Origin of the sequence: Limnobacter olei (assembly GCF_029087225.1) — a bacterium.
Lineage (GTDB): Bacteria > Pseudomonadota > Gammaproteobacteria > Burkholderiales > Burkholderiaceae_B > Limnobacter > Limnobacter olei.
Genome location: NZ_JARFJD010000002.1, coordinates 389,625 through 415,454 on the forward strand (window position 1 = coordinate 389,625; position 25,830 = coordinate 415,454).

Here is a 25,830-nt window from a genome sequence, read left to right on the forward strand (position 1 = left end):
CAGCCAGTATGTGGGTTCGCTGCGCAAGCGGTAATCCCACGAGAGGGGCACATTTTCAGCAATCGCAAAAAAATGACTTATTTCTGCAAAGGGGTGTTGTGTTCAATATTGTTTTTTGCCATAATTGCGGGCTTGCCGAGGTGGCGGAATTGGTAGACGCGCTGGACTCAAAATCCAGTGGTAGAGATATCGTGCGGGTTCGATTCCCGCCCTCGGCACCAGCCCCCAGGACAACATGAGAGCAACCATGAAACTGTCCGAATTCGATTTTGATCTTCCTGAACAGCTTATCGCCCAACACCCCCCGGAACACCGTGGTGAGTCGCGCTTGCTTGTTTGCAACAACAACAAACCCATTGAAGATCACCTGTTTGCGCATGTGCTGAACTTGCTTCAGCCCAATGATGTGCTGGTGGTTAACGACACCAAAGTGCTGAAGGCCCGACTTGAAGGCCACAAAGCCAGTGGCGGAAAAATCGAAGTGATGCTGGAGCGCATTCTCGACGACCGGCGTTTTACCGCCATGATTCGGGCCAGCAAGTCACCCAAACCGGGCAGTGAAATTGTATTGGCTGGCGCGGCCACAGCCCGTGTGCTGACCAAACACGACATGATGTACGAGCTGGAGTTGCTGGAAAGCAGCCTGAGCCTGCCCGATCTGCTGGATACATATGGCGCCCTGCCCCTGCCCCCCTACATTGAACACAGCGCCAATGCTCAAGACGATGAACGCTACCAAACCGTGTTTGCGCGTGAGCCGGGCGCTGTGGCTGCCCCCACGGCGGGCCTGCATTTCACCGAAAAGCTGCTACAAGACGCACAGGCGCGCGGCGTAAAGCTGTTGAACCTGACATTGCATGTCGGCGCTGGTACTTTCCTGCCGGTTAAAACCGACAATGTCGACGAACACGTGATGCACAGCGAGCGCTATGCCATTTCGGGTTCGCTAATCGAAGCCATGATCAAAGCCAAACAAAATGGTGGCAAAGTGGTTGCAGTGGGCACCACCTCCCTGCGGGCATTGGAGGCCTGGGCCACAGAAACAGGCTGCAATTTAAGCACCACCGAAGGTTTGAATAAAGCAGCAGAATTTGCGCACAACGGCCATGCCGGCGATACGCAGATTTTTATCAAACCCGGCTATGGCTTCAAGGTGGTCGACAGGCTGATCACCAATTTCCACTTGCCCAAAAGCACCTTGCTGATGCTGGTGTCTGCTTTTGCCGGAAAAACCAGCATACTCAACGCATATGCGCATGCAATTGCGCAACAATACAGGTTCTTCAGTTACGGCGACGCCATGTGGCTTGAACGCTCCGAATGATCGAATCTGCATACCCCGTTGTTTCTCACGATGGCAGCGTTATACAAATGATGCGCTGGTCCAACTCCGGAAACAAACCCAAGCTGCATTGGGCACACGCCACCGGGTTCAACGCCAAAACCTACACCCCATTGCTACGCGAGTTATTGCCGCACTTTGACGTACACACCTGGGACATGCGCGGACACGGCGAAAGCCGGTCAGCGGGCAACCCAAAAACATTTCGCAGCTGGTCCACTTACTATCAAGACCTGATCGCCGTGCTTGACCAGGCCAGCGAACCCATGTGGCTCGCCGGGCATTCAATCGGTGCCACCACCAGCCTTGCGGCAGCAGCCCAACGCCCCCACAAAGTAAAAGGCCTTGTATTGGTAGAACCAGTGTTGCTGGACCCCAGGCAAGGTTTTGCACTACGCCTTGCGAATTGGTTTGGTTTTGCTGACCGAATTGCCATGGCTGCAGCGGCAGCCCGCAGGCGTGCAAGTTTCCCGACACACCAAGACGCTTTTGAGAATTACCGCAGCAAAAAAGCTTTCGGAACATGGAGCGATGAATGGCTGCACGCCTATGTGGAACATGGTTTTGTGCCCAGCCACAACAATGAAGTTGAACTGGCCTGCCCCCCCAGCTGGGAATCACTCACCTTTCAACACACAGAGCCCAATGCTGCTCGCTGGATTCGTGACCCGGGCTGCCCAATCCATATTCTGGCAGCAGGTCGAGGATCTACATTTCCCACCACCGCACACGCGCGCATTCAGAAGCGTTTGCCCAAGGCCCATATCGAGGTGATTGCTGATGCCACGCACTTCTTGCCGATGGAACACACTGGGCTGGTGGTGCAACGCATCTGCGACATCGTGAAAAAATAAAGCCCGGTGATTTCTCACCGGGCCTCTGCAAAACAAAGCAATTGCGTCAAATTTACTCGACCGCTTTCACCATGTCTTCAATCACTTTCTTGGCATCGCCAAACACCATCATAGTTTTGTCCATGTAGAACAACTCGTTGTCCAAACCAGCATAGCCGGCATTCATGGAGCGCTTGTTCACGATAATGGTTTTTGCCTTGTAGGCTTCCAGAATTGGCATGCCTGCGATCGGGCTCTTGGGGTCTTTCGCAGCGGGGTTCACCACATCGTTCGCACCCAACACCAACACCACATCGGTTTGTGCAAATTCACTGTTGATGTCTTCCATCTCAAACACCTGGTCGTAGGGCACTTCAGCCTCTGCCAGCAGCACGTTCATGTGGCCAGGCATACGGCCTGCAACCGGGTGAATCGCGTACTTTACGGTAACGCCCATGTGAGTCAGCTTCTCGCTCAGCTCTTTCAGGGCGTGCTGCGCACGGGCCACGGCCAAACCGTAACCAGGCACAATCACCACGGTTTCTGCGTTGGTCAGCAAGAAAGCCACGTCGTCTGATGAACCGCTTTTCACGGTGCGCTGCTGGCCACCACCTGCCGCGCCTGCATCGGCTTCGCCGCCAAAACCACCCAGAATCACGTTGAAGAAGGAGCGGTTCATGGCCTTGCACATGATGTATGAAAGGATCGCACCGGAAGAACCCACCAGCGAACCCGCCACGATCAACATGCTGTTGTTCAGCGAGAAACCAATACCTGCTGCCGCCCAGCCAGAGTAGCTGTTCAGCATGGACACCACCACTGGCATGTCGGCACCGCCGATCGGGATGATCAAGGTTACGCCCAGAATAAACGCGGCAATCGTCATGATGACAAAGGGCGTCCAGTCTTGCGTAATAGCAAACCAGACACCGCAACCAATCATCACGATGCCAAGAATTGCGTTCAGCTGATGCTGACCGGTGAAACGCACAGGTGCGCCCTGGAACAAGCGGAACTTGTATTTGCCGCTCAACTTACCGAAGGCAATTACAGAACCCGAGAAGGTAATTGCACCCACAAAGGTACCGATGAACAGCTCAATTTTGTTACCCAGCGGAATGTCGAAGTTGCCCTTGGCCGTGATACCAAATGCGTCGGGCTCGGCGACCGCCGCAATGGCAATGGCCACAGCAGCCAAACCAATCATGCTGTGCATGAAAGCGACAAGCTCAGGCATTTTCGTCATTTCGACACGCTTGGCCATGACAGTGCCCAAACCACCGCCCACCACCAAACCAGCCAATACCCAGCCCATGCCTGTGACGGCTGACTGCCCTGCAATGCCTGCCAGCTTGAATACCAAGGCGATTGTGGTGGCAATTGCAATTGCCATACCCACCATACCGAAGGTGTTACCCAAACGAGAAGTTGTGGGGTGTGAAAGGCCCTTCAAGGCCTGAATGAAACAGATTGACGCCACCAAGTACAACAGCGTCACTGCGTTGAAACTCAATTCCATAAATTTCTCCAGATCGCTGTTGGTTTATTTGTTCTTTTTCTTGAACATTTCAAGCATGCGACGGGTGACCAAAAAGCCACCAAACACATTCACAGCGGCCAAGGCCACAGCCAGCACACCCATGAATTTGCCCAAAGGCGTTACGGTCAGCGCAGCTGCCAGCATGGCACCCACAATCACGATTGCTGAAATAGCATTGGTCACAGCCATCAAGGGTGTGTGCAGCGCGGGGGTTACGTTCCAAACCACGTGGTAACCCACGTAAATGGCCAGTACAAAAATAATCAGGTTGACCACGGTAGGGCTGATTGCGTCCATGTTGGCTCCTTCCTTAAGCGTTTTTGCGTTTGAGTTCGCCGCCAGTGCACATCAGGCACGCAGCAACAATGTCGTCTTCCATGTCGATCTTGAAGGCGCCTTCCTTGTCGAAAACAAGCTTCAAGAAATCAATCACGTTGCGGGCGTACAGTGCGGATGCATCTGCTGCCACCATGGCGGCCAGGTTGGCATAGCCCACAATTTTCACGCCATTTACGTCGACAATCTCGTTCAATTTGGACAAGGGGCAATTGCCGCCCTGCTCAACAGCCAAGTCTATAACCACGGAACCGGGCTTCATTGCTCGCACAGTGTCTTCATGCAGCAATGTGGGCGCCTTGCGACCAGGAATCAAGGCCGTGGTAATCACGATGTCGCTTTTGATCGCTTTGTCGTGAACGGCAGCAGCCTGACGCTTCATCCAGCTTTCAGGCATTGGGCGGGCATAGCCACCCACACCTTGGGCAATTTCACGTTCTTCGTCTGACTCAAAAGGTACATCAACAAATTTTGCACCCAGCGATTCGACCTGCTCTTTCGTGGCAGGGCGTACATCAGATGCCTCAATAACCGCACCCAAACGCTTGGCAGTTGCAATGGCTTGCAAGCCCGCAACACCCACGCCCAGAATAAGTACACGGGCGGCTTTTACTGTACCGGCGGCGGTCATCAGCATGGGCATGAAACGCTGGTAAACGTTGGCCGCTATCATCACAGCTTTGTAACCTGCAATGTTGGCTTGTGAAGACAACACGTCCATGCTTTGCGCGCGCGTGGTGCGTGGCGCGGCTTCCAGTGCAAATGCGGTCAGGCCAGCCTTGTTCATGGCTTCCAGTGATGCATTGTCAAAGGGGTTCAGCATGCCAACCACTACCTGACCTGCACGGTAAGCAGACAGTTCGTTTTCCGCGGGTGCGCGCACCTTCAGGATCATGTCGCAGTTGCTGATCACATCCATGGCACGATCAACAATTGTTGCACCCACATCGCTGTAGGCCTGATCGGTGATCGAGCTAGCAATACCTGCGCCTGCTTGAACAAACACCTCGTGTTTTTGAGAAATGAGCTTCTTCACCGTTTCAGGTGTAGCGGCTACACGCGTTTCTCCGGACCTTGTCTCGGCCGGGATTCCGATTTTCATGGAACTTCTCCTTGTGGGAAAGCGCTTTTATTTGATGTTTAAGAACTGCAAATACACTGCTGGTGCGGACTATAGCACGGTAGTATCCCTCAATCTAAGGGATAACCACAACCCGGTATCTGACAATTATTCATGTCACAAGCTGAACCGTGGGCTCACCCCTTGCATTCAGTGCGTGATCTAAACACCAATTTTGAATAGTGGGAAGCGAAGGGGTGGTTCTGCCCACCCCTTGTTCAATTAAAAATCAAACTGGGCTGTCAGTTTGAAATTACGACCGGGGTCTGGATAAACGCCAACAGCCGGCCTGTTGTTAAAAACTGCAAATGCGTTGTAATAAGCTTGGCTAAAATAATCTCGGTCGAACAAATTGTTTACAGAAAATATCAACTTGACGCGCTCTAGCTGATACCGAAAATTAAGGTCTGCCACAGCATACCCAGGTACTTTTCCTTTTTCGACAGGTTCATCCAGATCACCGCCAAGCCTTTGATCGGACTGCGCCTGCAACAGCAACTCGGCTTGTGCTTTGTCACTGAGATCATAAGCCAAGGCAAGCAAGCCGCGGTGTGCAGGCACAAGTGGTACGCGCGTATCGATCAAATTGCCCGTTCGAAATTCCGAATCGGTGTAAGTGTAGGCCGCACGCAAATCCAGTCGATCGATAAGCCGGGCTGAATGCTCCAGCTCAACACCCAGTCGCTGGGTTTTATCCAGATTGATGTTGGTGAAATTGATATTGGCAATTTCGTCGTCCAGCATGATCTTGAAAAGACGAATCACCTGCTCGCTTTCAGCCACCCGGCGGCGAACCCCCATTTCTAGTTCTTTGGACAGCTGCGGATCGAGAAAGGTGCCGGTGGGTGGGCGGGCAGACGGATCGTTCTCATCCACATTGGGCACGCGATATCCGCTGTTGTACTTGCCAAACGCCGTGAACTCCTCGGTCAATACCTTGGCGAAGCCCAACTCAAAAGCCTCTAGGTTGAAGTCGCGGCGGGTGCTTGTCTCGGTGGGTGCAAACGGGCCTGAGTCATATCGGTACTGGTAGAAGCGCTCCACCCGGTAACCGGCGTTCACTCTCAAGGAGTCGGTCACTGCCACGTCATCTGTCAAATAAGCCGCATAAGAACTTTGCGTGCCCTTGGCTGCGAAGTTTCCAAATGAGAATTGCGACCGCGCGTCAAGCTCGGCACGTTCAGAAGCGAGCCCCATGGTCCAACGGTGATTCATGCCAGCAACATTCAAAGAATCGCTCACGAATCCAGAAAACTGGTCTTGAATAACCTCACGCTGACCTGTGGGATTTCCATCCTTGAATGAACGTCGTTGATCTCGTTGGGAAAGATCAAGACCATAGTCACGATCCAAACCATTCGTGCGAAAAAATGCAGTAACGAAATCGCGCTTAAACAGGGAAAAATCGCCTCGATTGTTGACCGTTGGAACGGCTTGACGTGGATTTTCATTGAACTCGGCCAAACCCAAAGCGCCGGGTAACCGCGCATCACTACTCTCTGTGCCAAAACGTACGCCGGTATGAACATGCTGCCCGGTCCAGCTCAATGTTGCAGCAGCGCTACCGAAGTCTTCTCCGCTGCGCTCACGGTATCCGTCGGTGCTGGCCTCTGTTGCATCCAGCGCCAAACCAAATCCATTGGCACCACCCTTCAGCGCAACCGACGCATCTTGAGTACCAAAAGACCCCACGGACAAAGTGGCAGTCCCAGAAGGTGGGGCATCGCCTGTGGGCTGAATTGTGGTAATTCTAATTACGCCGGCGGATGCACCATCCCCGTAAGCCACTGAAGCGCCACCGCGAACAATTTCAATCGACTCGATGCTAGCAACTGGAATGTTTGATATACGGGCAGTTGCCAGTTCTTTTTCGCTGTACCGAACACCATCCACAATGACGGCGACGTTCGTGTAGGCATCAGACCCACCAAAACCACGTAGATCAAAAGTCGCGTCACGCCTGCCGATCAATCCTGGTCGCGTATTCACAAATCCAAGCTTTTGAACAAGTTCTGCCACCGAGTTGTAGCCCGACTTTTCGATGTCGTCCCGAGTAATTAAAGTTGCAGAGGGTGGGGCCTCCGCTTTGGTGTCAATTGTTCGACTAGACGTAACAACAACTGAGGGCAGATCGCGGGAATGCGTCTTGTCCGATTCAGACAAGTGGATAAACGAAGACTGTTCGGCACGAGACGAAACACACGCCAATGCGCACGCAAGAAAAACCAGATTTTTTTTCATGACTTCCAGGAAGTGAGCCACACCCACCGTGCGGCAATAAATTCACTGGAGAAGACCAAGAACAGGCGAAAGAACAGTGCGCGCAACAAAACCACGAGCAACACGCCAAGGTCAGTTACGGAAAAAAGTTCGATTAGAAGCAATTAGCCGCCTGCGCACTGCCTCCCCGCAGCACCAGTCGCTCGCCTGAATGGGACAGGCTGAACGGTCAAGGCCGGTATCCGGGCTTGTAAGTTTTGATGTGTCGCCTTCCCAGTTGCTGCGTTTAGAGCAGCTTTACTACCAGTGGCAAAATGACACACCCGCACTTACTTACCGTTGCGGGGGCAGCGCAGGCTTGAACCTGCTTCCCGTTTAACTGCGCTCAAAAAATGAGCACAAGCACCTTAACCCTGCTATTCTAACGTGTTTTTTAACTCCCAACCCTCGGCGCACCCTGTTTAAGTAGTGCGATTGAAAGCCATGTCAGAAGTCTGGAAACCCAGCGTTACAGTAGCCGCCATCGTTGAACATCAGGGCAAATTCCTGATCGTGGAAGAGCACACCACCGATGGCATCAAGCTGAACCAACCCGCAGGCCACCTGGACCCAGGTGAAACGCCACAATTTGGTGCTGCCCGCGAGGCGCTGGAAGAATCTGCATGGGAAGTAAACCCTGTGGGTTTGTTGGGTATTTACATGAGCCGCTACACCAGCTCCCGCACTCTTGAAGACGTTACCTACCTACGCTTTGCATTTGCAGCTGAAGTGGTGAAACACCACACCGACCGCGCTTTGGACGAGGGCATTATCCGCACGCTGTGGATGACTGTTGAAGAACTGCGCGCCAGCCAAGACCAACACCGCAGCCCGTTGGTTATGCGCTGCGTTGAAGACTTCCTGAACTGGAAAGCAGGCAAGCAACCCATCATGCCGCTTGAGCATGTGTATACGCACCCCAGCGTGCTTGCAGGGCCCATGCCCCCCGGCGTATCGTAAACATCATGGCTAAAACAGTGGTTATCGGCATGTCGGGCGGGGTGGATTCCTCGGTGTCGGCGTGGCTGCTCAAGCAGCAGGGTTACAACGTGATCGGTCTTTTCATGAAAAACTGGGAAGACGATGACGACTCGGAATACTGTTCCAGCCGCCAAGACTGGCTAGACGCTGCAAGTGTGGCTGACGTAGTGGGCGTGGACATTGAAGCCGTGAACTTCGCCAGCGAATACAAAGACCGGGTTTTCTCGGTGTTTCTCAGCGAGTACTCGGCAGGCCGCACCCCAAACCCGGACATTCTCTGCAACAGCGAGATCAAGTTCAAAGCCTTCCTGGATCATGCCTACAGCCTGGGCGCCGATTACATCGCAACCGGCCACTATGCCCGCGTACGGGAAGTCAACGGTGAATTCCAGCTTCTGAAAGCGGTGGACCACAGCAAAGATCAATCGTACTTTTTGCACCGGCTGAACCAAGCGCAGCTGAGTAAAACCCTGTTTCCGCTCGGTGAGATCCAGAAAACCGAAGTGCGGAAAATAGCGCTTGAACTGGGTTTGGCCAATGCCACCAAAAAGGACAGCACTGGCATTTGCTTCATTGGCGAGCGGCCTTTCCGTGAGTTTTTAAACCGCTACCTACCCACCGCGCCTGGCCCCATTCTGAATGACGAGGACCATCAAATTGGCGAGCATGTGGGCTTAAGCTTCTACACACTGGGACAGCGCAAAGGCATTGGTATTGGCGGCCAGAAAGAAGGCAACGGCGAACCCTGGTTTGTGGCCCGCAAGGATCTGAAAAACAACACGCTGTATGTGGTGCAAGGGCATGACCACCCTTGGCTGCACCAAAAAACCCTGCTGGCCGAGCAAGCACACTACATTTCAGGCTACGCGCCGTCCGATGCGCACATGGCTTGCAAGGCCCGATACAGACAAGAAGATTCAGCATGCGACTTCAAATTGACCAATCAAGGTTTCGAGTTGAATTTCGCCGAAAGCCAGTTTGCAGTGACACCGGGGCAAAGCGCTGTGCTGTACCAAGGCGAAGTGTGCCTGGGTGGCGGCGTCATTGCCTGATCTGCCTCGGCAGCGCCGTGCATAAAAAAGCCCCGACCTGGTTACAAACCAGTCGGGGCTTTTTTGATTCAAAACAGAATCACTATGCAGCGTTACTCGGGCTTGGTGTCCTCGAAACTTGGACGGCAAGCCAGGCGCTCAGAATACTCATTCAACTCCGGATACAGTTCACGCCACTTCAGTTCTGGCATGCGGAAATCAAGGTAAAACAGCGCACAGCCCACGGTGATATCCGCCAAGCTGAATTGCTCAGTCAAATAAAAACCAGGGGTGGTTTTTACCCGGTGTGACACCCAAGCCAGGCCATTGTGAATTTTCTGGGTCTGGCGATTAATCCAGGGCTGGCTGACAGCATCGCCCTCATGGAATTTCTTTTCCAGAATTATGTCTACAGCCGCCTGGCTCATGCCCTGCCCCAGCGATTCCATGGTGCGTACCAAAGCGCGGTTGTTGGGATTGGTGGGCAACAAGGGCACTGTTGGCATCATGTATTCCAGCATGCCGGAAATCACAAGTGAATCGAACACGGTCTGGCCGCCGTCCAGAATCAGGCAAGGTACTTTGCCCAGTGGATTGTGCTCGGTAATGCGGGTTTTTTCATCCCACACATTTTCCAGAACAAACTCGTATGGAATTTCTTTTTCTTGAAGCTGAACGCGAATTTTGCGCACGAAGGGGCTAGTCAGGGATCCCACTAGTTTCATCACAGTTCTCCTAAATACAATCCTGGATGAGATTGCGTCTTGTTTTTTACGACCTAAAAGTGTCTAACAGTTTTACAAATTGAACAAGCAGTATTCCAAAATACCGCCGAGGACATCATTCGTCCCAAGCAGCAACCTTCGGGACAGGTTACAATACAAGGCTTTGAAAAACCTCAATTTTTACCACCCGCATGATCTCCTCAGACTCTTTAAGCACCTTAACCGCAATCAGCCCGCTTGACGGCCGTTATCAGTCCAAAGTGGCCAATTTGCGCCCCTTGCTCTCTGAAGCCGGGTTCATGCACCACCGCGTGATCGTAGAAATCGAATGGCTCAAGGCACTGGCCAATGCAGGGTTTTCTGAGCTCCCTGCCTTCTCCGCAACAGCCTTGGCAAAACTTGACGCCATCAAAACCCAATTTTCTGAAGCGGATGCCCAACGCATCAAGGAATTTGAAGCAACCACCAACCACGACGTGAAGGCCGTTGAATACTTTATTAAAGAAAAGTTTCAAGCCGATGAAGAACTAAAAAAATCAGCGGAGTTCGTTCACTTCGCCTGCACTTCTGAAGACATCAACAACATGAGCCATGCCCTGATGTTGAAAGCAACGCGTGAACAGGTAATTTTGCCGACACTGGACCGCATGGTGACCACGCTGCGCAATTACGCCCACCAGTTTGCCGACCTGCCCATGATGTGCCGCACCCATGGCCAGCCAGCCAGCCCCAGCACCATGGGCAAAGAATTTGCCAACGTGGTACATCGCCTTGAGCGTGCCACTGCTGCAATCAAGGCAGTGGAACTGCCCGCCAAAATGAACGGCGCCGTGGGCAACTTCAATGCCCACCTGTCTGCTTACCCTGATTTTGACTGGGAAAAGCTCAGCCGCGATTTGATTGAAAGCCTGGGGCTTACCTTCAACCCTTACACCATTCAAATTGAACCACACGACGGTATTGCTGCCCTGATGGATGCCATCGCCCGCACCAACACTATTCTGATTGACCTGAGCCGCGACATTTGGGGCTACATTTCCCTGGGCTACTTCAAACAGAAACTGAAAGCGGGTGAAGTGGGGTCATCCACCATGCCGCACAAGGTGAACCCCATCGACTTCGAAAATGCCGAGGGCAACCTGGGCATGGCCAACGCGGTATTGAAACACCTGGCCGAAAAACTGCCTGTTTCCCGCTGGCAGCGGGATTTGACCGACTCTACCGTGCTGCGCAACTTGGGTGTCGGCATAGGCTATGCGGTGTTGGCTTACGAAAGCTGCCTGCGCGGCCTGGGTAAACTGGAGGTGAATGAAGCAGCCATCGCCGCCGACATCGACAACGCCTGGGAATTGCTCGCAGAACCAGTACAAACCGTGATGCGCCGCTATGGTTTGCCCAACCCATACGAACAGTTGAAAGAACTGACCCGCGGCAAGGGCATTACCCAAGAAGGATTGAAGCAATTCATCGCCCAGCTTGACCTGCCCGAAGCGGAAAAAACACGCCTGCTGACCATGACTCCCGCAAGCTACATTGGCAAGGCTGCCGAGCTGGCCAAGCGCATTTAACAATCACACCCCGGGGCAAACGACCACCGTTTGTAAGTACCCTGCCTCGGGGATGATCAACTCAAAATACCCACGCATACTCAAGACCATAGAGTCATTTTTGGTGTTTGACCATGCGTGCGGGCCTCGGATTTACCTTGATTGAACTGACATTTGCAATTGCAATTGTTGGTGTGCTCGCAACGCTAGGCTATGCGGGGTATGAATCATCTTGGGAAAAATCGAATTTTCGCACCATGCGAGAATTTGGCGTTGAGCTTGCATTAAGCCAGCAACTGCACCGGCAGCGTTACGGCCGCTACGCGCAGGGTGTTTCAAGCAACGGCACACCGAATGCGAACCGCTTGGTTCTGCCTTCATCAGCCAACTACAGCGTGGTGGTCTCGAACTCCAATTTTCGGGGTTATCGCGCAGAAGTTACCCCCAGCGCGGGTGCACCACTGAAGCTGCCCGAGGACTGCCGAATTCTGATTGTTGAAAGTGATATGGGCATTCAACGTTTCGGCGCCAAGTCTGCCTCTAATCAAAACACATCTGAAAGGTGTGTTCCACATGGCTAAGGCAGACAACGGTTTCACCTTAATCGAAATAGTGGTTGGCTTGGCCGTGGTGGGTATATTGGCCGTTTCTGTAATCCCGAGTATGAACTCGGTGTTGAACAAACAAACGCTGAAGGTCAAGGTATCCCGGCTGGACACGTATGTGGACCAAGCGCGCAATTTGGCTGCAATCACCGAATGCCCGGTTCAAATGAACCTGCAACCCGCCAGCGCGGCGGTGAATCTGAATGTAACAGTTCAACACGATCCGTTCCTGAAGGGTTGCAGCGCATGGTACGCACAAACCAGCAGCCAAAACAATCGCGGATTTTCAGCCACCTTGAATGATGTCACCTTGGCAGGTGCGGTGCGCCTGAATTTCAATGCGGTGTCGGGTGTGCTCGACACACAAAGCCAAACTCGCCTGACCCTGAATTACCGTGACAGGCGCGCACAGATTACCTTCTTGGGTATCGGCAACGGGGTGGTGAGCTATGACTGACAAAACCCGGCGTTGTCATGGCGCATCTTCAGTCAGCCTTCTGATTGGCATGGCCTTGTTGGCAATCAGCATTACCGGCGCATTGAAATTAATGGGTGTCAGCATGCGTGCGCAAAACGATTTGAACACCGAAAACCTGGTGGACCAAGTTAATCGGATTGGTGAAATTATCACGGTTCACCTGAACCGGGGCGGCAGTTACCAAAACCCGGATGTTGAGGCCAAAGGCATACAGCTGTGCAGCTTGCAAAACCAGGCGGCCCAATGCAACGGTTACCAACCTACCAGCCAAAACTTCTGTCTGAGTATTCCCACCCGGGTCAGTCGCAGCGGAAATGATGTGATCAATTTAACCGGCTTTCGTCTGCTCAATGGTGTGCTGGCTCAAAGGGAGCTGAACGGCGTCAATATGGCTCAATTTGACCATGGCACATTTTGTAACGACAGCCCGGACTGGCTCGATTTAAACAACAAGCGCGACTTTGAATTCACCAACATTCGGTTTTGCAGATTTCAGGCCAACACACCAAACCAAGTCACCGCGCACTACGAACAGAACTGCAATTCGGTGATAGAGAACAACCCCGAATCCAATATGTTCTGGATTGCCATGCTCAAAGCCAAAATTGGCAACAACCTGACCGAGGGGCAGTATGAAGAAGCAAGAATTATTCACCTGCTGAACACCACGCGGGTAAGGGTTGGATCATGAAAAAGCGGCGCAACTTACACAACAAAGTACAAACCGGTGCACTTGGCGTGTTTGTATGTGTAGTGTTAGTGATTGTGTTCGGGCTGATCAGCCTGCAAAACATCACTACCACAAGTCTTGATCTTTATCTGTCCAACTCCAAACAACATATTGAAGAGGCACGCCAGTTGGCCTATGCCGGCCTTCGACATTACACCCACAACTTTGGCAACGATGCGGCCATTCAGCAGCTAATCGACTCTCACCGTGGAGATAACCGGATCATAGGTGAATGCTCATTCACAGTAGCTTTGCCTGAAACATTAAGCCCACAAGTGCAATTGGCCAGTCCGAACACCCCGGACGACGCACGGCAGGACATTGTGATACGCGGGATCGTGGTGCCCTACAACTGCGACCATGCCATTTCAGATGAAAACTACCGCGCCACTTTTGAAATTGTTGCCAGCGTGAATTGTTCAGGAAGTGACGGGGTGGAATCGGGTTGTGTCAAACGCTCATTTGTATTTAATCGCGAAGACAGCAACGGTCTGCCTTACAATCCAATCCAAACCCCACCACCTCCACCGCCACCGCCAAGGCCACCCGATCCCAATCCGCCGCCGCCACCGCCACCAGCGCCGCCACCAGCGCCGCCGGTTGAGCACCCACCTCCTTCAGAGCCACCGCCCCGGGAAGAACCCAGGCCGCCACCTCCGAAATCAAAGGGCAAACATGAAGTTGGATTCTAGAAAAAACGGATTTTCAATGGTCGACGCATTGATCGCCATTCTGGTGCTGTCCATTGGTTTGGTCTTGTATGCCAAAAACTGGACAGCCAACTATGGCGCCAAGAATTCGACCCATGTGCGTTCAATCGCTGCAACCCAGGTCGCGGAGATTGGCAATGTATTGCTGGCCAATATTTCAGACCTGGACAGGGACACGCCACGCGGACAAATCATCGCCCGCATGCAGCAGTTCTCGGGGCGGCTGGAAGATCACTTGAACAGTTATGCTAGTGCCAGGGGCTACGAATGCACCAACAATGAGCCAAGGGCCTTGGGTGCACCCAACAATTCGATTAACCTGAGCCAGGCCACATTGCCGCGCGCATGGGCGCAGGGCGCAGCGTCGTGTATCAGCATTCGGCCCTTACCCAATTTGAACACCCAGACCAACGGCGTTTGGGTGCACATCGAAGCCAGATGGATTGACGGGCACACACGAGACAACCAGACCGAAAATGTCAGCGTGTACACCTTGGTTAGTCCGCTTTGAGGCTACTTTGAATACAGCTGGGGACCCAGACGGTGATTCAGGCGATCGCTTACAAACGCGTGAATGACTGCAAATTGCTCATCGTTCAGCGACTTTAAGGCAAAGCCATAAGTTGATGAGGAGGGGCCAGAGTCACGCGGTTTTGAGACCACCTCGGCATCGCATTCAATCAAATACTTCCGGTCATCCAGAATGATTTGAAACGCAATCGAGATGGATTGCCCTATTTTGAAAGACACCGCCTTGGCAAACAACAGTTCAAGCCCCCCAGTTGAAATATTATCGATTACAGCAGTGATCGATTCGACTGAACCACTTTGACTGCCATTCAAACGAATGGTGGCGGGCAAATCGCAATTCACACGCCGGGCGCGGCGAACGGCCTGCGACTCCAAGTGAGTTTCATGGGGCCATGACATCACAATCAGCGGGTGCGGCGACAGCAACACCTTTTCAATCATTGAACTGAAGCGGTAGATGGACAAACCATAGGTGGCCTGGAATTCCCAAACCTGCCCTTCTTTTGCAAATACACATTTGCCATCCCGCATGGGGTGCGTGATCACAATGGCGGCTTGAGGGATGCTACCGATTAAACGAACATGGAAGGGCTCTTTGGATTGCCCGGGGGCAGACATTTTCAGCTGGCTACCCGTCTCGAAGGGATCTTCAAACGCCTGTTTCGCGGGAAGCATTCTGGGCAAGGCACTCGGATCCATTTGAGGCTTGCCCGGTTGAATCACAAACTTGTTGGCCCACCGGGGGTTGTGGTACAAGCCTTTGGCGGCCAGTTCATCAAGCTGCTTCTGGCTGTTGACCGCTTGGCCCTCTGCCAGCAGCAATACCCCGCTTCTGTCAAAGATTGCGAATGGCAGCGCCTTGCCAATTTCAATGTCGCCTTTGGCCAAAGGCGAAAGGTCTTTGGGATTGTCCACGCTGCCTCGCTTACTAACCCCGTTTTACGGGGTCTCAAATTCTTTGTCTTTTTTCACAGGCTTTACCAAGTCTTCCCTGGTCAGGCCCAGCCACATCAACAGGGGGCTGGCCACCAACACTGAGGAATATATGCCAAAGCAAATACCAATGGTCAGCGCCAAAGCAAAGCCGTGCAATGTAGGACCACCAAAAAACAACATGGAACACACCATGATCTGGGTGGAGCCGTGGGTAATGATGGTGCGTGAAATTGTTCGGGTAATTGCGTTGTCGATGGTTTCTTCAACGGTCATTTTTCGGACTTTCTTGAATGTTTCGCGAATTCGATCGAATACCACCACCGATTCATTCACTGAATAACCCAAAACCGCCAACACCGCCGCCAGCACCGACAGGGAAAACTCCCAACCGAAGAAGGCAAAAAAACCGAGAATAATGACCACGTCGTGCAAGTTGGCCACAATGGCTGAAACCGCAAACTTCCATTCAAAACGAAGGGCCAAGTAAATCATGATGCCGCCGATCACGACCATCAAGGCAATCACACCGTTCTCAGCCAACTCCCGACCTACTTGTGGCCCGACAAATTCAACGCGCATCAACTGCACGTCTGGGCCTCCCAGGCTTAATACCTGCTCGGTCATCGCCTGCTGATTCAGCTTGCCTTCAGTGCCCAACACGCCCGATTGCAGATCTTTCACCGCCAGTCGAACCAGCACATCGCGCGCGGTGCCAAAGTTTTGAACCTGCGGTTCGTCAATTCCGGTGGCACGCAAACCTTCACGAATTTTCTCGAGTTCAGCAGGCTGGGAATAACGGGCTTCAACCAGTACACCGCCAGTGAACTCAACGCTCAAATTCAAGCCTTTGGTGGACAGAAAAAACACCGCTGCCGCAAAAGTTAGGAACGAGATAATGTTGAAAATCTTGGCATGCCGCATGAACGGAATGTCGTTTTTGATTCTGAATAATTCCATTTTCTTTTAGTTCACTTGGTTCAGTTGGTGTGGATCACGCTTTTTTAGCAACAGCAGTGTCAGAATCGGGACGCCAAATTTGCCCAATACTGACTGAGTCCAATTTCTTTTTACGGCCATACCACAGGTTGACTACACCACGGGACACCACAACCGCACTGAAAATTGAGGTCAAAATACCCAGACAATGCACCACTGCAAAACCACGCACAGGGCCTGAGCCAAAAATCAACAAAGCCAAACCAGCAATCAAGGTGGTAATGTTCGAATCCAGGATGGTGGCCCATGCACGCTCATAACCCGCAGCAATGGCTTGCTGGGGCTGCGCACCGTCCCGAAGTTCTTCGCGAATACGCTCGTTGATCAGCACGTTGGCATCAATCGCCATACCCAGAGTAAGCGCAATCGCTGCAATACCTGGCAAGGTCAGGGTAGCCTGCAACACGGACAACAAGGCAAACAACAACATCACATTGACCGCCAGTGCAAACACTGAAAACACGCCAAACAACAAGTAGTACACGATCATGAATGCACCCAGTACAACAAAGCCATACAAGGTTGAGTTAATACCCTTGTCAATGTTGTCAGCACCCAGGCTGGGGCCAATGGTGCGCTCTTCAATGATATCCATAGGTGCGGCCAGCGAACCCGCTCGTAGCAACAGTGCCAGGTCAGCGGACTCAACCGTATTCATGCTGCCTGAGATTTGCACGCGGCCACCGCCAATTTCACCGCGAATAACAGGCGCGGTGACTACCTCGCCCTTGCCTTTCTCGATCAGCACAATGGCCATTCTCTTGCCAATACTTTCAGCAGTTACGTTACGGAAAATGCGGGCACCCTGGCTGTCCAGCGTCAAATGCACCGCTGGTTCCTGGGTTTGATTGTCAAAGCCGGCTTGCGCATCGGTCAGGTTGTCGCCGGTCAAAATCACTTCCGATTTCAGCAACAAGTCGCGGCCGCCACGCTCGGTGTAACGCTCAAGGCCAAAGGGCACAATGCCGCTGGCCAAGGCAGACTGAGCCTCCGGGCTGTCATCAACCATGCGAACTTCCAGTGTCGCAGTACGGCCCAGAATGTCTTTGGCCTTCGCCGTGTCTTGCACGCCTGGGAGCTGAACCACAATGCGATCCGCACCCTGGCGTTGAATCACGGGTTCGGCTACACCCAATTCGTTAATTCGGTTGTGCAAAGTAGTGATGTTTTGGCGCAAAGCATACTCGCGCGCCTGCTGTTCAATTTCTGGCGCCAACGTCGCCACAAGCGCAAATTCAGTGCTGTTTTCAGGAGTGGCAAGCTGCAAGTCCGGGTATTCCTTGGCCAGAGCAGCCTGCGCCTTGTTGCGGGCTTCTGCATCGCGGAAGGTCAGGTTAAAACCAGCCGGCGTGCGGGGCGCGCTGGCATACCGCAAATCTTCTTCGCGCAAGGTTTGCTTGGCGCTGGCCAGCAAGGCGTCCTTGCGTTTTTCCAGTGCAGCGTTCATATCCACTTGCAACAGGAAGTGCACGCCGCCCCTCAAATCGAGGCCGAGATACATGGGCAGCGCATTGATGCTGGTCAACCAGTCGGGGGACCGGGACAACAGATTCAGGGCAACGATGTAATCCGGATCTGCCGGGTCTGGGTTAAGCTGGCTTTGAAGAAAGTCTCTCGCCTTCAGTTGCTCTTCAGACGAGTTGAACCTTAATTTCAGAGTTCCGCCGCCCAGTGTTTCTTCGAAAAATACCCCATCGGGCTTAACTCCTTGCGCCTCAAGCTGGCTGGACAATCGGTCAGCCAGATCAGGTGACAATTTCAAGGTGGACTTGCCACTTGAAACCTGCACAGCGGGCGCTTCACCATAAAAATTGGGCAGGGTGTACAACACACCCAGCACCAACACAATGGCGATCATCAGGTACTTCCAGACAGGGTATCGATTCATGACAGCAAATTAACGTGTTTCTTTCAGGGTGCCGCGAGGCAGCAGGCTTTGTACAGCAGCGCGTTGCAGCACAACTTCAACAGGCTTGTCACCCATTTCGGCCACTTCCAGCGTGATGTACGATTCGTTGATTTTGCTGATCTTGCCCAGCAAACCACCCGAGGCAATTACTTCATCGCCTTTTTGCAGGGCTTCAACCATGGCTTTGTGTTCTTTCTGGCGTTTCATTTGGGGACGAATGGCCAAGAAATAAAGTACGCCAAACATCAAAATGAGGGGCAGGAAGCTTAAAAGGCCACTTTCCGGGCCAGCGGCTGCGGATTGCGCAAACGCGGATGAAATCACAGTCATCTCCTTAAAGTTGTGATGGGTTCGCGCCGAGTATACAACGCTTGACACTTAAAATTCAGACCAAAAGGCTTGACTTGGGTTCCACTTAAAGATTCACTTAGCGATTGTGGGAACAATAAAAAATAGGCTTTGATCTATGTCGAGCAAGATAGAACAGGCAACCTTGGGCGGGGGTTGTTTCTGGTGCACGGAAGCTGTTTTCCGGCAACTCAAAGGAATCGAGTTGTGCGAATCGGGCTACAGCGGGGGAAGTGACCCCAACCCCAACTATGACAAGGTGTGTGGCGGCAAAACCGGCCATGCCGAGGTAATCCGGCTGCACTACGATCCGGAAGTGATCTCATTCCGGAAAATATTGGCAGTGTTCTTCGCGATTCACGATCCCACCACCTTGAACCGACAGGGCAACGATGTGGGCACCCAATATCGCTCGGTCATTTTTTTCACACGCCCGAGCAACGCGACACAGCCGTGGCTTTTGTTGAAGACCTGGAAAAACGGAAAATTTTCCGCGACAAGGTGGTTACCGAGATTTCGCCCTTGCTGAATTATTTTCCGGCCGAGAAATACCACCAGGAATACTTCGAGAACAACCCGATGCAACCTTACTGCGCGTATGTAGTGGCACCCAAGGTTGAGAAGGCTGAAGACCTGTTTGGTGATATGTTCAAGCGCTAAGTTTTAAGAACCAGGTTTGCTGCGCTGATCAAGCGCGTACGCAATGGCCCATGCGGTCATTTGCATGCCCATGGTGGCGGTTACTGCAACCACTGAACCGTAACCTGCGCAATTCAGCCCAGCAGCTGGTTCACAAGCTTCACTACGCTTGACCTGCTCCGCTGAATAGAAAACTGCGACGCCCAATTTTTTCTTTGGGTCTTTGGCATACCCATGTTCGCGGCGCAATGTGTACCGCACCTTGGCCAGCAGGGGGTCGTTGGTGGTGTCGCGCAAATCAGCTGGCTGCACCAGCCAGGGTTTGGTTTTCCCGCCAGCGCTGCCAGACAACACCACGGCAAGTTTTAAACGCTTGGCCCAAGTCGCCATGGCCACCTTCGCCCGCACATTGTCGCAACAATCCAGCACAACTTTGCACTCGCCAGCCGCAGCGGCAAATTCTGTCAATAGGGCCTGTGCATTGTCAGGCTCCAGAAACGCATCCACCAAAGTAATTTGGCACTGCGGAAAATAGCCATGAATATGATCGGCCAAAGCCTTGATTTTTTCCCGCCCCAAGGTGGCGTCGCTGGCCTGAATTTGCCGATTGATGTTGCTTTCAGCAACATGGTCCATATCAACCAGCGTAATGTGGCCGACCCCACTACGTGCCAAGGCCTCAGCAGCCCAGGAACCCACGCCACCCACACCTACCACCATGGCATGAACGCGCTGGTTGAGAAACGCATGTGCACCATCACCGTACAGGCGACTTATTCCGCCAAAACGTCGATTCAGATCTGGATGCTCGTCTATTGGTTCAACCATTAGCGCGCTTCCAGATCCACGATACTGACAGCCACTTCTCGCGTATCGTCGCCACGCATCACCAGTAACTTGGCCGTACCGCCTACGCCAATAGCCTCAAGCGCTTTCGACAGCTGCAACACATTGGCGACTGGCTTGCGGTCCACCGCAATGATAATGTCGCCCACTACACCAGCCTGCAAATCAAACGGTTTCAAACCAGCTTGGGCGGCGGGCGAACCTGGCTCAACGCCCATGACTGCGATGCCGCGAATACCCAAGCGGCGGGCCAGCGACTCATCCGCCACTGCAATGCCAATACCGGGGCGGGGCAAGGTGCCGCGCTCAATCAATTGCGGCACAATTTCATTGACCAAATCCACAGGAATGGCAAAGCCTACACCAGCGGAGGAGCCGCTTTGAGAAAGAATAGCGGTGTTCACACCGATCAAACGCCCGGCAGAATCCAGCAAGGGACCTCCTGAGTTGCCGGGGTTGATGGCTGCATCGGTTTGTATAACGTCAGGAATTTCACGACCATTGCTCACAGGCAAGGTACGCCCCAAAGCGCTGACGATGCCGGCTGTGAGCGTTTTGGACAAACCGAAGGGATTGCCAATCGCAAACACTGACTGCCCCACCAGCAAGTCGCCAGAGGTGCCCACAGGGATGGGCCGCAGGTTGGCAGGCTTGTTTACCAATCGGATCACCGCGAGATCGTATGAGGGCGCAATACCCACAAGACGTGCCGGTAAAGGCTCGGAATCATCAAGCTGCACACGAATACGACTGGCGCCCTCCACCACATGGGCATTGGTCACGATGTGGCCGGCATCGTCCCAAATAAAACCCGAACCTGTGCCCTCCGCCACTCGCCTGAAAAACAGTTGACCCTGTACGCTTTCCGTAAAAATGTAAGCCACGGAGGCCTTGGACACCTCGAAGAGCTCAACCACGCTTTTTTCGCCCGCGGCGAGATCTCCCCGCGCCTCAACCACGCGCGGCGTGACATTTTCGGGACGACTGGTGAACAGGTTTTCGATACTAGACTGGTTATACAGCACGTACAGCAAAGCCACAAACAACACAAAGGCAAGCAATGCAGTGGCTGAGGCACCGCGTTGATTCTGGTTCGGTTTCACGAATTGGGATCCTGCTGGTTAACTTCGGGATTCGGATTGAATTGAAAACGCAGCGCCACAGCGCTCGATTCAATCGGCAGCAATTTCAACGTGCAAGTGCGTTGCCCCGTGGACGTGTTTTTATCGCGACGCAGTTTGGTACGGGCCGCAATCAGTGTGTCGGGGTCTACTTCGGGCACCGCCCAACTGGCTTGGTGAACCAGCTCGCCTTTACTTTCTTGCAAGCCTTTCGCAAGCAGGTCCATGTCATTGCTGTGCAACAGGCCAATGCCTTGCTCACCTTCAATCAACACCCTGCCCTGTTCATCTTGATACATGCCCAAAGGCCAGCACACCAGGCCGGTGTGGGTGCTCAACATCAATGCACCGTGTTCCAGTGGGTGAATTCGATACACCCAGGGCGTGTAGGCCAGGTGCACATATGCCTTTTGAGGGCCGTTCTGGAAGTAGTAGCGGCCATCTGCCTCGCAGCCGTAGTTGCGCGCCATGAAATTCAAAATCCGCGGATGGCTGATTGTTAACCCTTCCGGTACTGGCCCGGTCAGCAGCCAGTCGCCCTGCATGTTTAACTTGAGCCATCCGGCAATAGCCGGCACGTTGGGCCAGCGCGCCAGTGCTTTTTCTACAAGGTCATCCACCGCTTGCTCCTGTTTGCTTTGCAGAGTGCTGCGCAAAGAAAGCATCGCATTGCTTGGGCAGCCAGTCCAGCCCCAAACGCAAACTGCGCCCATTGGCAAAACCCACATGGCCGCCATGCTCTGTAAAAAGGCACTTCACCTGCGAGGAAACTTCATGGTGTGCTGGCAAATGTTGGCCACTCATGAAAGGATCATTTTTTGCGTGAATCATCAAGGTAGGCACCGCAATATGTTTCAGCAGCGGCTTGGCCGAGGACACGGCGTAATAATGCTCGGCATCCCGAAAACCGTGCCAAGGGGCGGTAACGCGGTTGTCGAAATCAAAGAAGTCTTTGCAATTGGCAATGTCTTGCGCCTTTCCCAATTCGGGAAAGCGCTTGACCTTGTCAATTGACTTTGGCACCAAAGTACTCAAAAACATTCGGGTATAAACCAGGTTGAAACCTTTGGCCAGCGACACAGCCCCAGCAAGCAAATCGACAGGCGCACTCACCGACACCGCTGAACTGACCACCTCATGAGCGTGCTTTTCCTGCTCACCCAGCCACTTCAACAGCACATTGCCACCCAGTGAAACACCAGTCACATGCATGTGCTCAACGGCTGGCAACTGTTTACGCAGGCGGCGCAGTATCCAGTCCATTTCAGGAGAATCGCCCGAATGATAGGCACGCGGCATCCAATTGTTTTCGCCGGAACACCCCCGAAAGTGCACCACTACACCCAAAGCCCCCGACAGGCGAGCCTGGTTCATTACCGCAAGGCTGTAGTGACTGCGAGAGCAACCCTCAAGGCCATGAAACAACACCCACAACGTGTGGTGTTTTGCTGCATGCTCAGGAGGCTCGGTGAAGTCAAGGTCGATGAAATCACCATCGGGTGTATTCCAGCGCACACGGTGATACTGCACGCTGGGCTTATTGGCCCAACGTGCGGCCATAATGGTTTGGGAGTGACCCTCGGGGAGCCACCAGGGCGGGCGGTACACCATACTGCCTCGGCGTGTTTAATGCAGCGTGGGCTGCGGGTCGAAGTCAGACAAATCGTCCTCGACCATTTCTTCAGAATCCATGGCAGGGCTTGCGTGATGCATCACGATTTTCCAGCCGTTCGGCCCCTTGTGATACACATTGGTCGCATTCACTTGTACCACGTGCGGCTCACCCCGCGAGCTACTCATCATCACTTGTTCAACAATGTTGTGTACCGACACCATCACGCCTTCCACACGGTGCACTGGCACCACACGAATTTGCAGAGCGCCCGCTGAAAGAATTTCTTTCCACGAGTCGCGCACATCGTGATAGCCCTCCACACGGGGGCCGCCTGGGTGAATGCACACCACATGCTCATCATCAGCCCAAAGATCCATCAGGGCTTCAAGATCGGCCGCTTCAAGTGCCTCGTAAAAGGCTTGCTCGATGTCTTGCGGTGAAGAATGAATAACTTTGGCTCGGGACATTCAACGCACTCCGATAGGTATTAATGTGTTTTGAATGACATTTTTAATGCGACTCACTGAAACACCACGGTTTTTGATCCATTCAAAACCACACGATGTTCACAATGCCATTTCACCGCACGGGCCAACACCATACACTCGGTGTCACGTCCCCGGGCGGTCAACTCTTCTGGGGTTAAAGAATGGTCAACGCGTGCTACATCTTGTTCAATAATCGGGCCTTCGTCCAGATCTGAGGTCACATAGTGCGCCGTGGCACCGATCAACTTGACACCCCGATCAAAGGCCTGCTGGTAGGGCTTGGCACCCTTGAAGCTGGGCAAGAAACTGTGATGAATGTTGATCACCCGACCCAGCATATCGCGGCACAATTCCGGCGACAAAATTTGCATGTAGCGGGCCAGCACCACCAGGTCAATTTTCTCGCGCTCAATGATTTGACGAATTTGCGTTTCCTGAAGCTCTTTGGCTTCGGCTTTCACCGGCAAGTGGTAAAACGGCACACCGTACGAAGCGGCCAACAAGGCAAAATCCTGATGATTGGAAACAATGGCCGGAATTTCACAGGGCAGCTGACCACTTTTCCAGCGAAACAGAAGATCGTTCAGGCAATGACCAAACTTCGATACCATCAGCAGCACGCGAGGCTTTACACGGGCATCAAAAAACTGGTATTTCATGGCGAAGGGTTCTGCTACCTTCGCGAAATTGGTCTGCAATTCGACCTCGGTCAGATTGCTTTCAAGTGGCAATGAAAAATGCACACGCAGGAAAAAAAGATTGGTGGACTCGTCGCCAAATTGGGCAGAGTCAAGAATATTGCACTGTTGGTCAAACAAAAATTTGCTGACGTTGTACACAATGCCCGTGGTGTCAGGGCAAGAAATGGTCAGGATGTAATCACGCATGGTAAGGCCAGGGTGCGTTGAAAATGAGCTTGTAAGATCATACTCCCTGAGAAGCAGGCACCAGCTGTTCCAACACCATTTTCGGGTCGAGCTTTTTGAGGCAATTGGTGTGGCCCAGTGGGCACTCCCGCTGAAAACAGGGGCTGCACTCCAAATTGAGGTAATACACTTTGGCCCTGCTGCTCAAGGGCGGTGTATGGTGCGGGCTGCTGGAACCAAACACCGCATGCACCTGCACGTTTAACGCAGCAGCCACATGCATCAAACCCGAATCGTTGGTCAACAACTGGCTAGCCGCCGACATCAGGGCCACAGCCTGCGCCAAACTGGTTTTACCTGCCAGGCTACAGGCACGGGTTTGCAAATCCAAAGGCAACAGACTAAGAATTTCCCCGCAAAAACCAGAGTCTTTGGGCCCACCGAACAGCACAGCCTTCTGTGAAGGGTTACGCAGTAAAAACCCGGTCGCCACTTCAGCGAAATGCTCGGATGGCCAGCGCTTGGCGGGGCCGAACTCGGCACCGGGCGCAATGGCCAAAAAACCGGGCGGAAGGTCAAACTCGGTGCATGCCTCGGTGCGCATCCCCGCTTCAACATGCAACACCGGAAACTCAAGCACATCGGCGAAATAGGCTCCAAGTTGGCCGTACCACTCGATCATGGGAGGCTTGGCTTTTTTGGAGGGCTTGGGCAAGGGATGCGTAAGCACCGCTGTGCGCAGCTCTCCGCTATAGCCCACCCGTTTTGGAATGCCTGCAAACCACGGCACCAAAGCTGATTTCAGGGAATTGGGCAAAACCACCGCCATGTCAAAACCACGACCAGCCAGCGAAGCGCCCACCTGTTTGCGCAAGCGCCACTGTAATTTTCCATGGGAAAAAGGTTCAACCTGCACAGCCCGGACAGCGTGGCTGAACTGGTACACCGGCGCAGTGACCGGTGGGGCGAGAACATGGATTTCGCAGGGTCTGCCGTCAGCAAACCGCAGGGTGTTGTCTTGATGCAAGGCTTGAATCAGCGACAGGCTCATGACCGCATCGCCAATCCAATTGGGCGCAACAATTAAAACCTTCAATGTGCGTGTACTTTTGCACCAGGCTTCAAGGTGTACACCGTGCCGCAATAAGGGCAGGTGGCCTTGCCTGTTTTGGTCACATCCAAGTACACCTTGGGGTGTGTGTTCCACACCGGCATGGCCGGGTTGGGACAAAATGCAGGCAGTTGGTCGCCATCGAGTTGCACAGTTTCGTGTTTTGCTTTTTTATCACTGATCATGA

27 protein-coding genes, 1 tRNA gene, 1 pseudogene and 1 riboswitch are annotated in these 25,830 nt (G+C 53.1%); of the genes and pseudogenes, 12 read left to right on the forward strand and 17 right to left on the reverse strand.

Translation table 11 applies throughout. The features are described from left to right. The first annotated feature begins 134 nt into the window (after positions 1 to 134). The 3 genes from PY990_RS01955 (at position 135) to PY990_RS01965 (ending at position 2,196) form a co-directional block, all read left to right on the forward strand. A tRNA-Leu gene (locus PY990_RS01955) sits at positions 135 to 221 on the forward strand. A gap of 26 nt (positions 222 to 247) precedes the next feature. After that, positions 248 to 1,324 (forward strand): tRNA preQ1(34) S-adenosylmethionine ribosyltransferase-isomerase QueA, encoded by a 1,077-nt coding sequence (gene queA, locus PY990_RS01960; RefSeq protein WP_413789481.1) that lies wholly within the window; start codon positions 248 to 250, stop codon positions 1,322 to 1,324. Beyond that, complete coding sequence (locus tag PY990_RS01965) at positions 1,321 to 2,196, forward strand: alpha/beta fold hydrolase (protein WP_275270179.1); 876 nt, start codon at positions 1,321 to 1,323, stop codon at positions 2,194 to 2,196. The genes queA and PY990_RS01965 overlap by 4 nt, the downstream gene beginning before the upstream one ends. Before the next feature lie 52 nt (positions 2,197 to 2,248). Here the strand turns inward: PY990_RS01965 and PY990_RS01970 are convergent, their stop codons facing one another. The 4 genes from PY990_RS01970 to PY990_RS01985 all read right to left on the reverse strand — a co-directional run bounded on the left by PY990_RS01970 (position 2,249) and on the right by PY990_RS01985 (position 7,412). Continuing rightward, the gene (locus tag PY990_RS01970; RefSeq protein ID WP_275270180.1) at positions 2,249 to 3,694 is read right to left on the reverse strand and encodes an NAD(P)(+) transhydrogenase (Re/Si-specific) subunit beta; all 1,446 of its coding nucleotides are present in this window, start codon (positions 3,692 to 3,694) and stop codon (positions 2,249 to 2,251) included. Positions 3,695 to 3,718: 24 nt separating this feature from the next. After that, entirely contained in the window at positions 3,719 to 4,012 is a 294-nt protein-coding gene (locus PY990_RS01975; protein WP_008249635.1) for an NAD(P) transhydrogenase subunit alpha part 2, read from the reverse strand. A 13-nt stretch (positions 4,013 to 4,025) separates the two neighbouring features. Next, entirely contained in the window at positions 4,026 to 5,153 is a 1,128-nt protein-coding gene (locus PY990_RS01980; protein ID WP_275270181.1) for a Re/Si-specific NAD(P)(+) transhydrogenase subunit alpha, read from the reverse strand. 240 nt (positions 5,154 to 5,393) lie between these two features. Further along, positions 5,394 to 7,412 carry a TonB-dependent receptor gene (locus PY990_RS01985; RefSeq protein WP_275270182.1) on the reverse strand — a complete coding sequence of 673 codons (2,019 nt, stop codon included), beginning with the start codon at positions 7,410 to 7,412 and terminating at the stop codon, positions 5,394 to 5,396. 195 nt (positions 7,413 to 7,607) lie between these two features. Next, positions 7,608 to 7,816, reverse strand: a riboswitch (cobalamin riboswitch). Between the two features lie 58 nt (positions 7,817 to 7,874). Here PY990_RS01985 and PY990_RS01990 point away from each other — a divergent pair. Next, positions 7,875 to 8,390, forward strand: coding sequence for an NUDIX hydrolase (locus PY990_RS01990; RefSeq protein WP_275270183.1), 516 nt, complete (start codon positions 7,875 to 7,877; stop codon positions 8,388 to 8,390). A gap of 5 nt (positions 8,391 to 8,395) precedes the next feature. Then, on the forward strand, positions 8,396 to 9,463 hold the full coding sequence (gene mnmA / locus PY990_RS01995; protein WP_413789482.1) for a tRNA 2-thiouridine(34) synthase MnmA: 1,068 nt from the start codon (positions 8,396 to 8,398) through the stop codon (positions 9,461 to 9,463). Between the two features lie 92 nt (positions 9,464 to 9,555). On the opposite strand, the gene PY990_RS02000 is transcribed toward mnmA, so the two are convergent. Beyond that, positions 9,556 to 10,167 carry a glutathione S-transferase C-terminal domain-containing protein gene (locus PY990_RS02000; RefSeq protein WP_275270184.1) on the reverse strand — a complete coding sequence of 204 codons (612 nt, stop codon included), beginning with the start codon at positions 10,165 to 10,167 and terminating at the stop codon, positions 9,556 to 9,558. Between the two features lie 191 nt (positions 10,168 to 10,358). Between PY990_RS02000 and purB the strand changes: the two genes are divergently transcribed. From purB to PY990_RS02030, 6 genes are all read left to right on the forward strand, one after another. After that, complete coding sequence (gene purB / locus PY990_RS02005) at positions 10,359 to 11,735, forward strand: adenylosuccinate lyase (protein WP_275270185.1); 1,377 nt, start codon at positions 10,359 to 10,361, stop codon at positions 11,733 to 11,735. 113 nt (positions 11,736 to 11,848) lie between these two features. Then, the gene (locus PY990_RS02010; RefSeq protein ID WP_275270186.1) at positions 11,849 to 12,295 is read left to right on the forward strand and encodes a type IV pilin protein; all 447 of its coding nucleotides are present in this window, start codon (positions 11,849 to 11,851) and stop codon (positions 12,293 to 12,295) included. After that, a complete protein-coding gene (locus PY990_RS02015) occupies positions 12,288 to 12,776 on the forward strand; it encodes a pilus assembly FimT family protein (RefSeq protein ID WP_275270187.1) in 489 nt (162 codons plus the stop codon). Before PY990_RS02010 ends, PY990_RS02015 begins: the two co-directional genes overlap by 8 nt. Further along, entirely contained in the window at positions 12,769 to 13,488 is a 720-nt protein-coding gene (locus PY990_RS02020; RefSeq protein ID WP_275270188.1) for a PulJ/GspJ family protein, read from the forward strand. Before PY990_RS02015 ends, PY990_RS02020 begins: the two co-directional genes overlap by 8 nt. Further along, a complete protein-coding gene (locus PY990_RS02025; protein WP_275270189.1) occupies positions 13,485 to 14,219 on the forward strand; it encodes a hypothetical protein in 735 nt (244 codons plus the stop codon). The genes PY990_RS02020 and PY990_RS02025 overlap by 4 nt, the downstream gene beginning before the upstream one ends. A gap of 16 nt (positions 14,220 to 14,235) precedes the next feature. Further along, positions 14,236 to 14,748: a hypothetical protein gene (locus PY990_RS02030; protein WP_275270190.1), complete on the forward strand. Its 513-nt coding sequence runs from the start codon at positions 14,236 to 14,238 to the stop codon at positions 14,746 to 14,748. Positions 14,749 to 14,750: 2 nt separating this feature from the next. Here the strand turns inward: PY990_RS02030 and PY990_RS02035 are convergent, their stop codons facing one another. Genes PY990_RS02035 through yajC form a run of 4 tightly spaced genes read right to left on the reverse strand, consistent with a single transcriptional unit; the run spans position 14,751 to position 18,939 of the window. After that, the gene (locus PY990_RS02035) at positions 14,751 to 15,683 is read right to left on the reverse strand and encodes a flagellar brake protein (protein ID WP_275270191.1); all 933 of its coding nucleotides are present in this window, start codon (positions 15,681 to 15,683) and stop codon (positions 14,751 to 14,753) included. 24 nt (positions 15,684 to 15,707) lie between these two features. Continuing rightward, positions 15,708 to 16,661 carry a protein translocase subunit SecF gene (gene secF / locus PY990_RS02040; protein ID WP_275270192.1) on the reverse strand — a complete coding sequence of 318 codons (954 nt, stop codon included), beginning with the start codon at positions 16,659 to 16,661 and terminating at the stop codon, positions 15,708 to 15,710. Between the two features lie 34 nt (positions 16,662 to 16,695). Continuing rightward, complete coding sequence (secD, locus tag PY990_RS02045) at positions 16,696 to 18,588, reverse strand: protein translocase subunit SecD (protein ID WP_275270193.1); 1,893 nt, start codon at positions 18,586 to 18,588, stop codon at positions 16,696 to 16,698. A gap of 9 nt (positions 18,589 to 18,597) precedes the next feature. Further along, on the reverse strand, positions 18,598 to 18,939 hold the full coding sequence (gene yajC, locus PY990_RS02050; protein WP_008249612.1) for a preprotein translocase subunit YajC: 342 nt from the start codon (positions 18,937 to 18,939) through the stop codon (positions 18,598 to 18,600). 136 nt (positions 18,940 to 19,075) lie between these two features. Here yajC and msrA point away from each other — a divergent pair. After that, a pseudogene (msrA, locus tag PY990_RS02055) lies at positions 19,076 to 19,617 on the forward strand (peptide-methionine (S)-S-oxide reductase MsrA). A gap of 3 nt (positions 19,618 to 19,620) precedes the next feature. On the opposite strand, the gene PY990_RS02060 reads toward msrA, so the two are convergent. From PY990_RS02060 to PY990_RS02095, 8 genes are read right to left on the reverse strand one after another with little or no spacing between them, the layout of a single operon-like run. Beyond that, positions 19,621 to 20,424 (reverse strand): tRNA threonylcarbamoyladenosine dehydratase, encoded by an 804-nt coding sequence (locus PY990_RS02060; RefSeq protein ID WP_275270194.1) that lies wholly within the window; start codon positions 20,422 to 20,424, stop codon positions 19,621 to 19,623. Then, a complete protein-coding gene (locus PY990_RS02065) occupies positions 20,424 to 21,545 on the reverse strand; it encodes a S1C family serine protease (protein ID WP_275270195.1) in 1,122 nt (373 codons plus the stop codon). Before PY990_RS02065 ends, PY990_RS02060 begins: the two co-directional genes overlap by 1 nt. Then, the gene (locus tag PY990_RS02070; RefSeq protein WP_275270196.1) at positions 21,542 to 22,183 is read right to left on the reverse strand and encodes a DUF2946 family protein; all 642 of its coding nucleotides are present in this window, start codon (positions 22,181 to 22,183) and stop codon (positions 21,542 to 21,544) included. Before PY990_RS02070 ends, PY990_RS02065 begins: the two co-directional genes overlap by 4 nt. Further along, complete coding sequence (locus PY990_RS02075) at positions 22,176 to 23,174, reverse strand: hydrolase (RefSeq protein ID WP_275270197.1); 999 nt, start codon at positions 23,172 to 23,174, stop codon at positions 22,176 to 22,178. Before PY990_RS02075 ends, PY990_RS02070 begins: the two co-directional genes overlap by 8 nt. 15 nt (positions 23,175 to 23,189) lie before the next feature. Continuing rightward, the gene (locus PY990_RS02080) at positions 23,190 to 23,645 is read right to left on the reverse strand and encodes a YybH family protein (protein ID WP_008249605.1); all 456 of its coding nucleotides are present in this window, start codon (positions 23,643 to 23,645) and stop codon (positions 23,190 to 23,192) included. Positions 23,646 to 23,698: 53 nt separating this feature from the next. Then, complete coding sequence (gene purU, locus PY990_RS02085; RefSeq protein WP_275270198.1) at positions 23,699 to 24,553, reverse strand: formyltetrahydrofolate deformylase; 855 nt, start codon at positions 24,551 to 24,553, stop codon at positions 23,699 to 23,701. A gap of 37 nt (positions 24,554 to 24,590) precedes the next feature. Then, positions 24,591 to 25,676, reverse strand: a complete 1,086-nt coding sequence (gene waaF / locus PY990_RS02090; RefSeq protein ID WP_275270199.1) for a lipopolysaccharide heptosyltransferase II — start codon at positions 25,674 to 25,676, stop codon at positions 24,591 to 24,593. After that, a complete protein-coding gene (locus tag PY990_RS02095) occupies positions 25,625 to 25,828 on the reverse strand; it encodes a zinc-finger domain-containing protein (protein ID WP_008249601.1) in 204 nt (67 codons plus the stop codon). The genes waaF and PY990_RS02095 overlap by 52 nt, the downstream gene beginning before the upstream one ends. Positions 25,829 to 25,830: the final 2 nt, after the last annotated feature.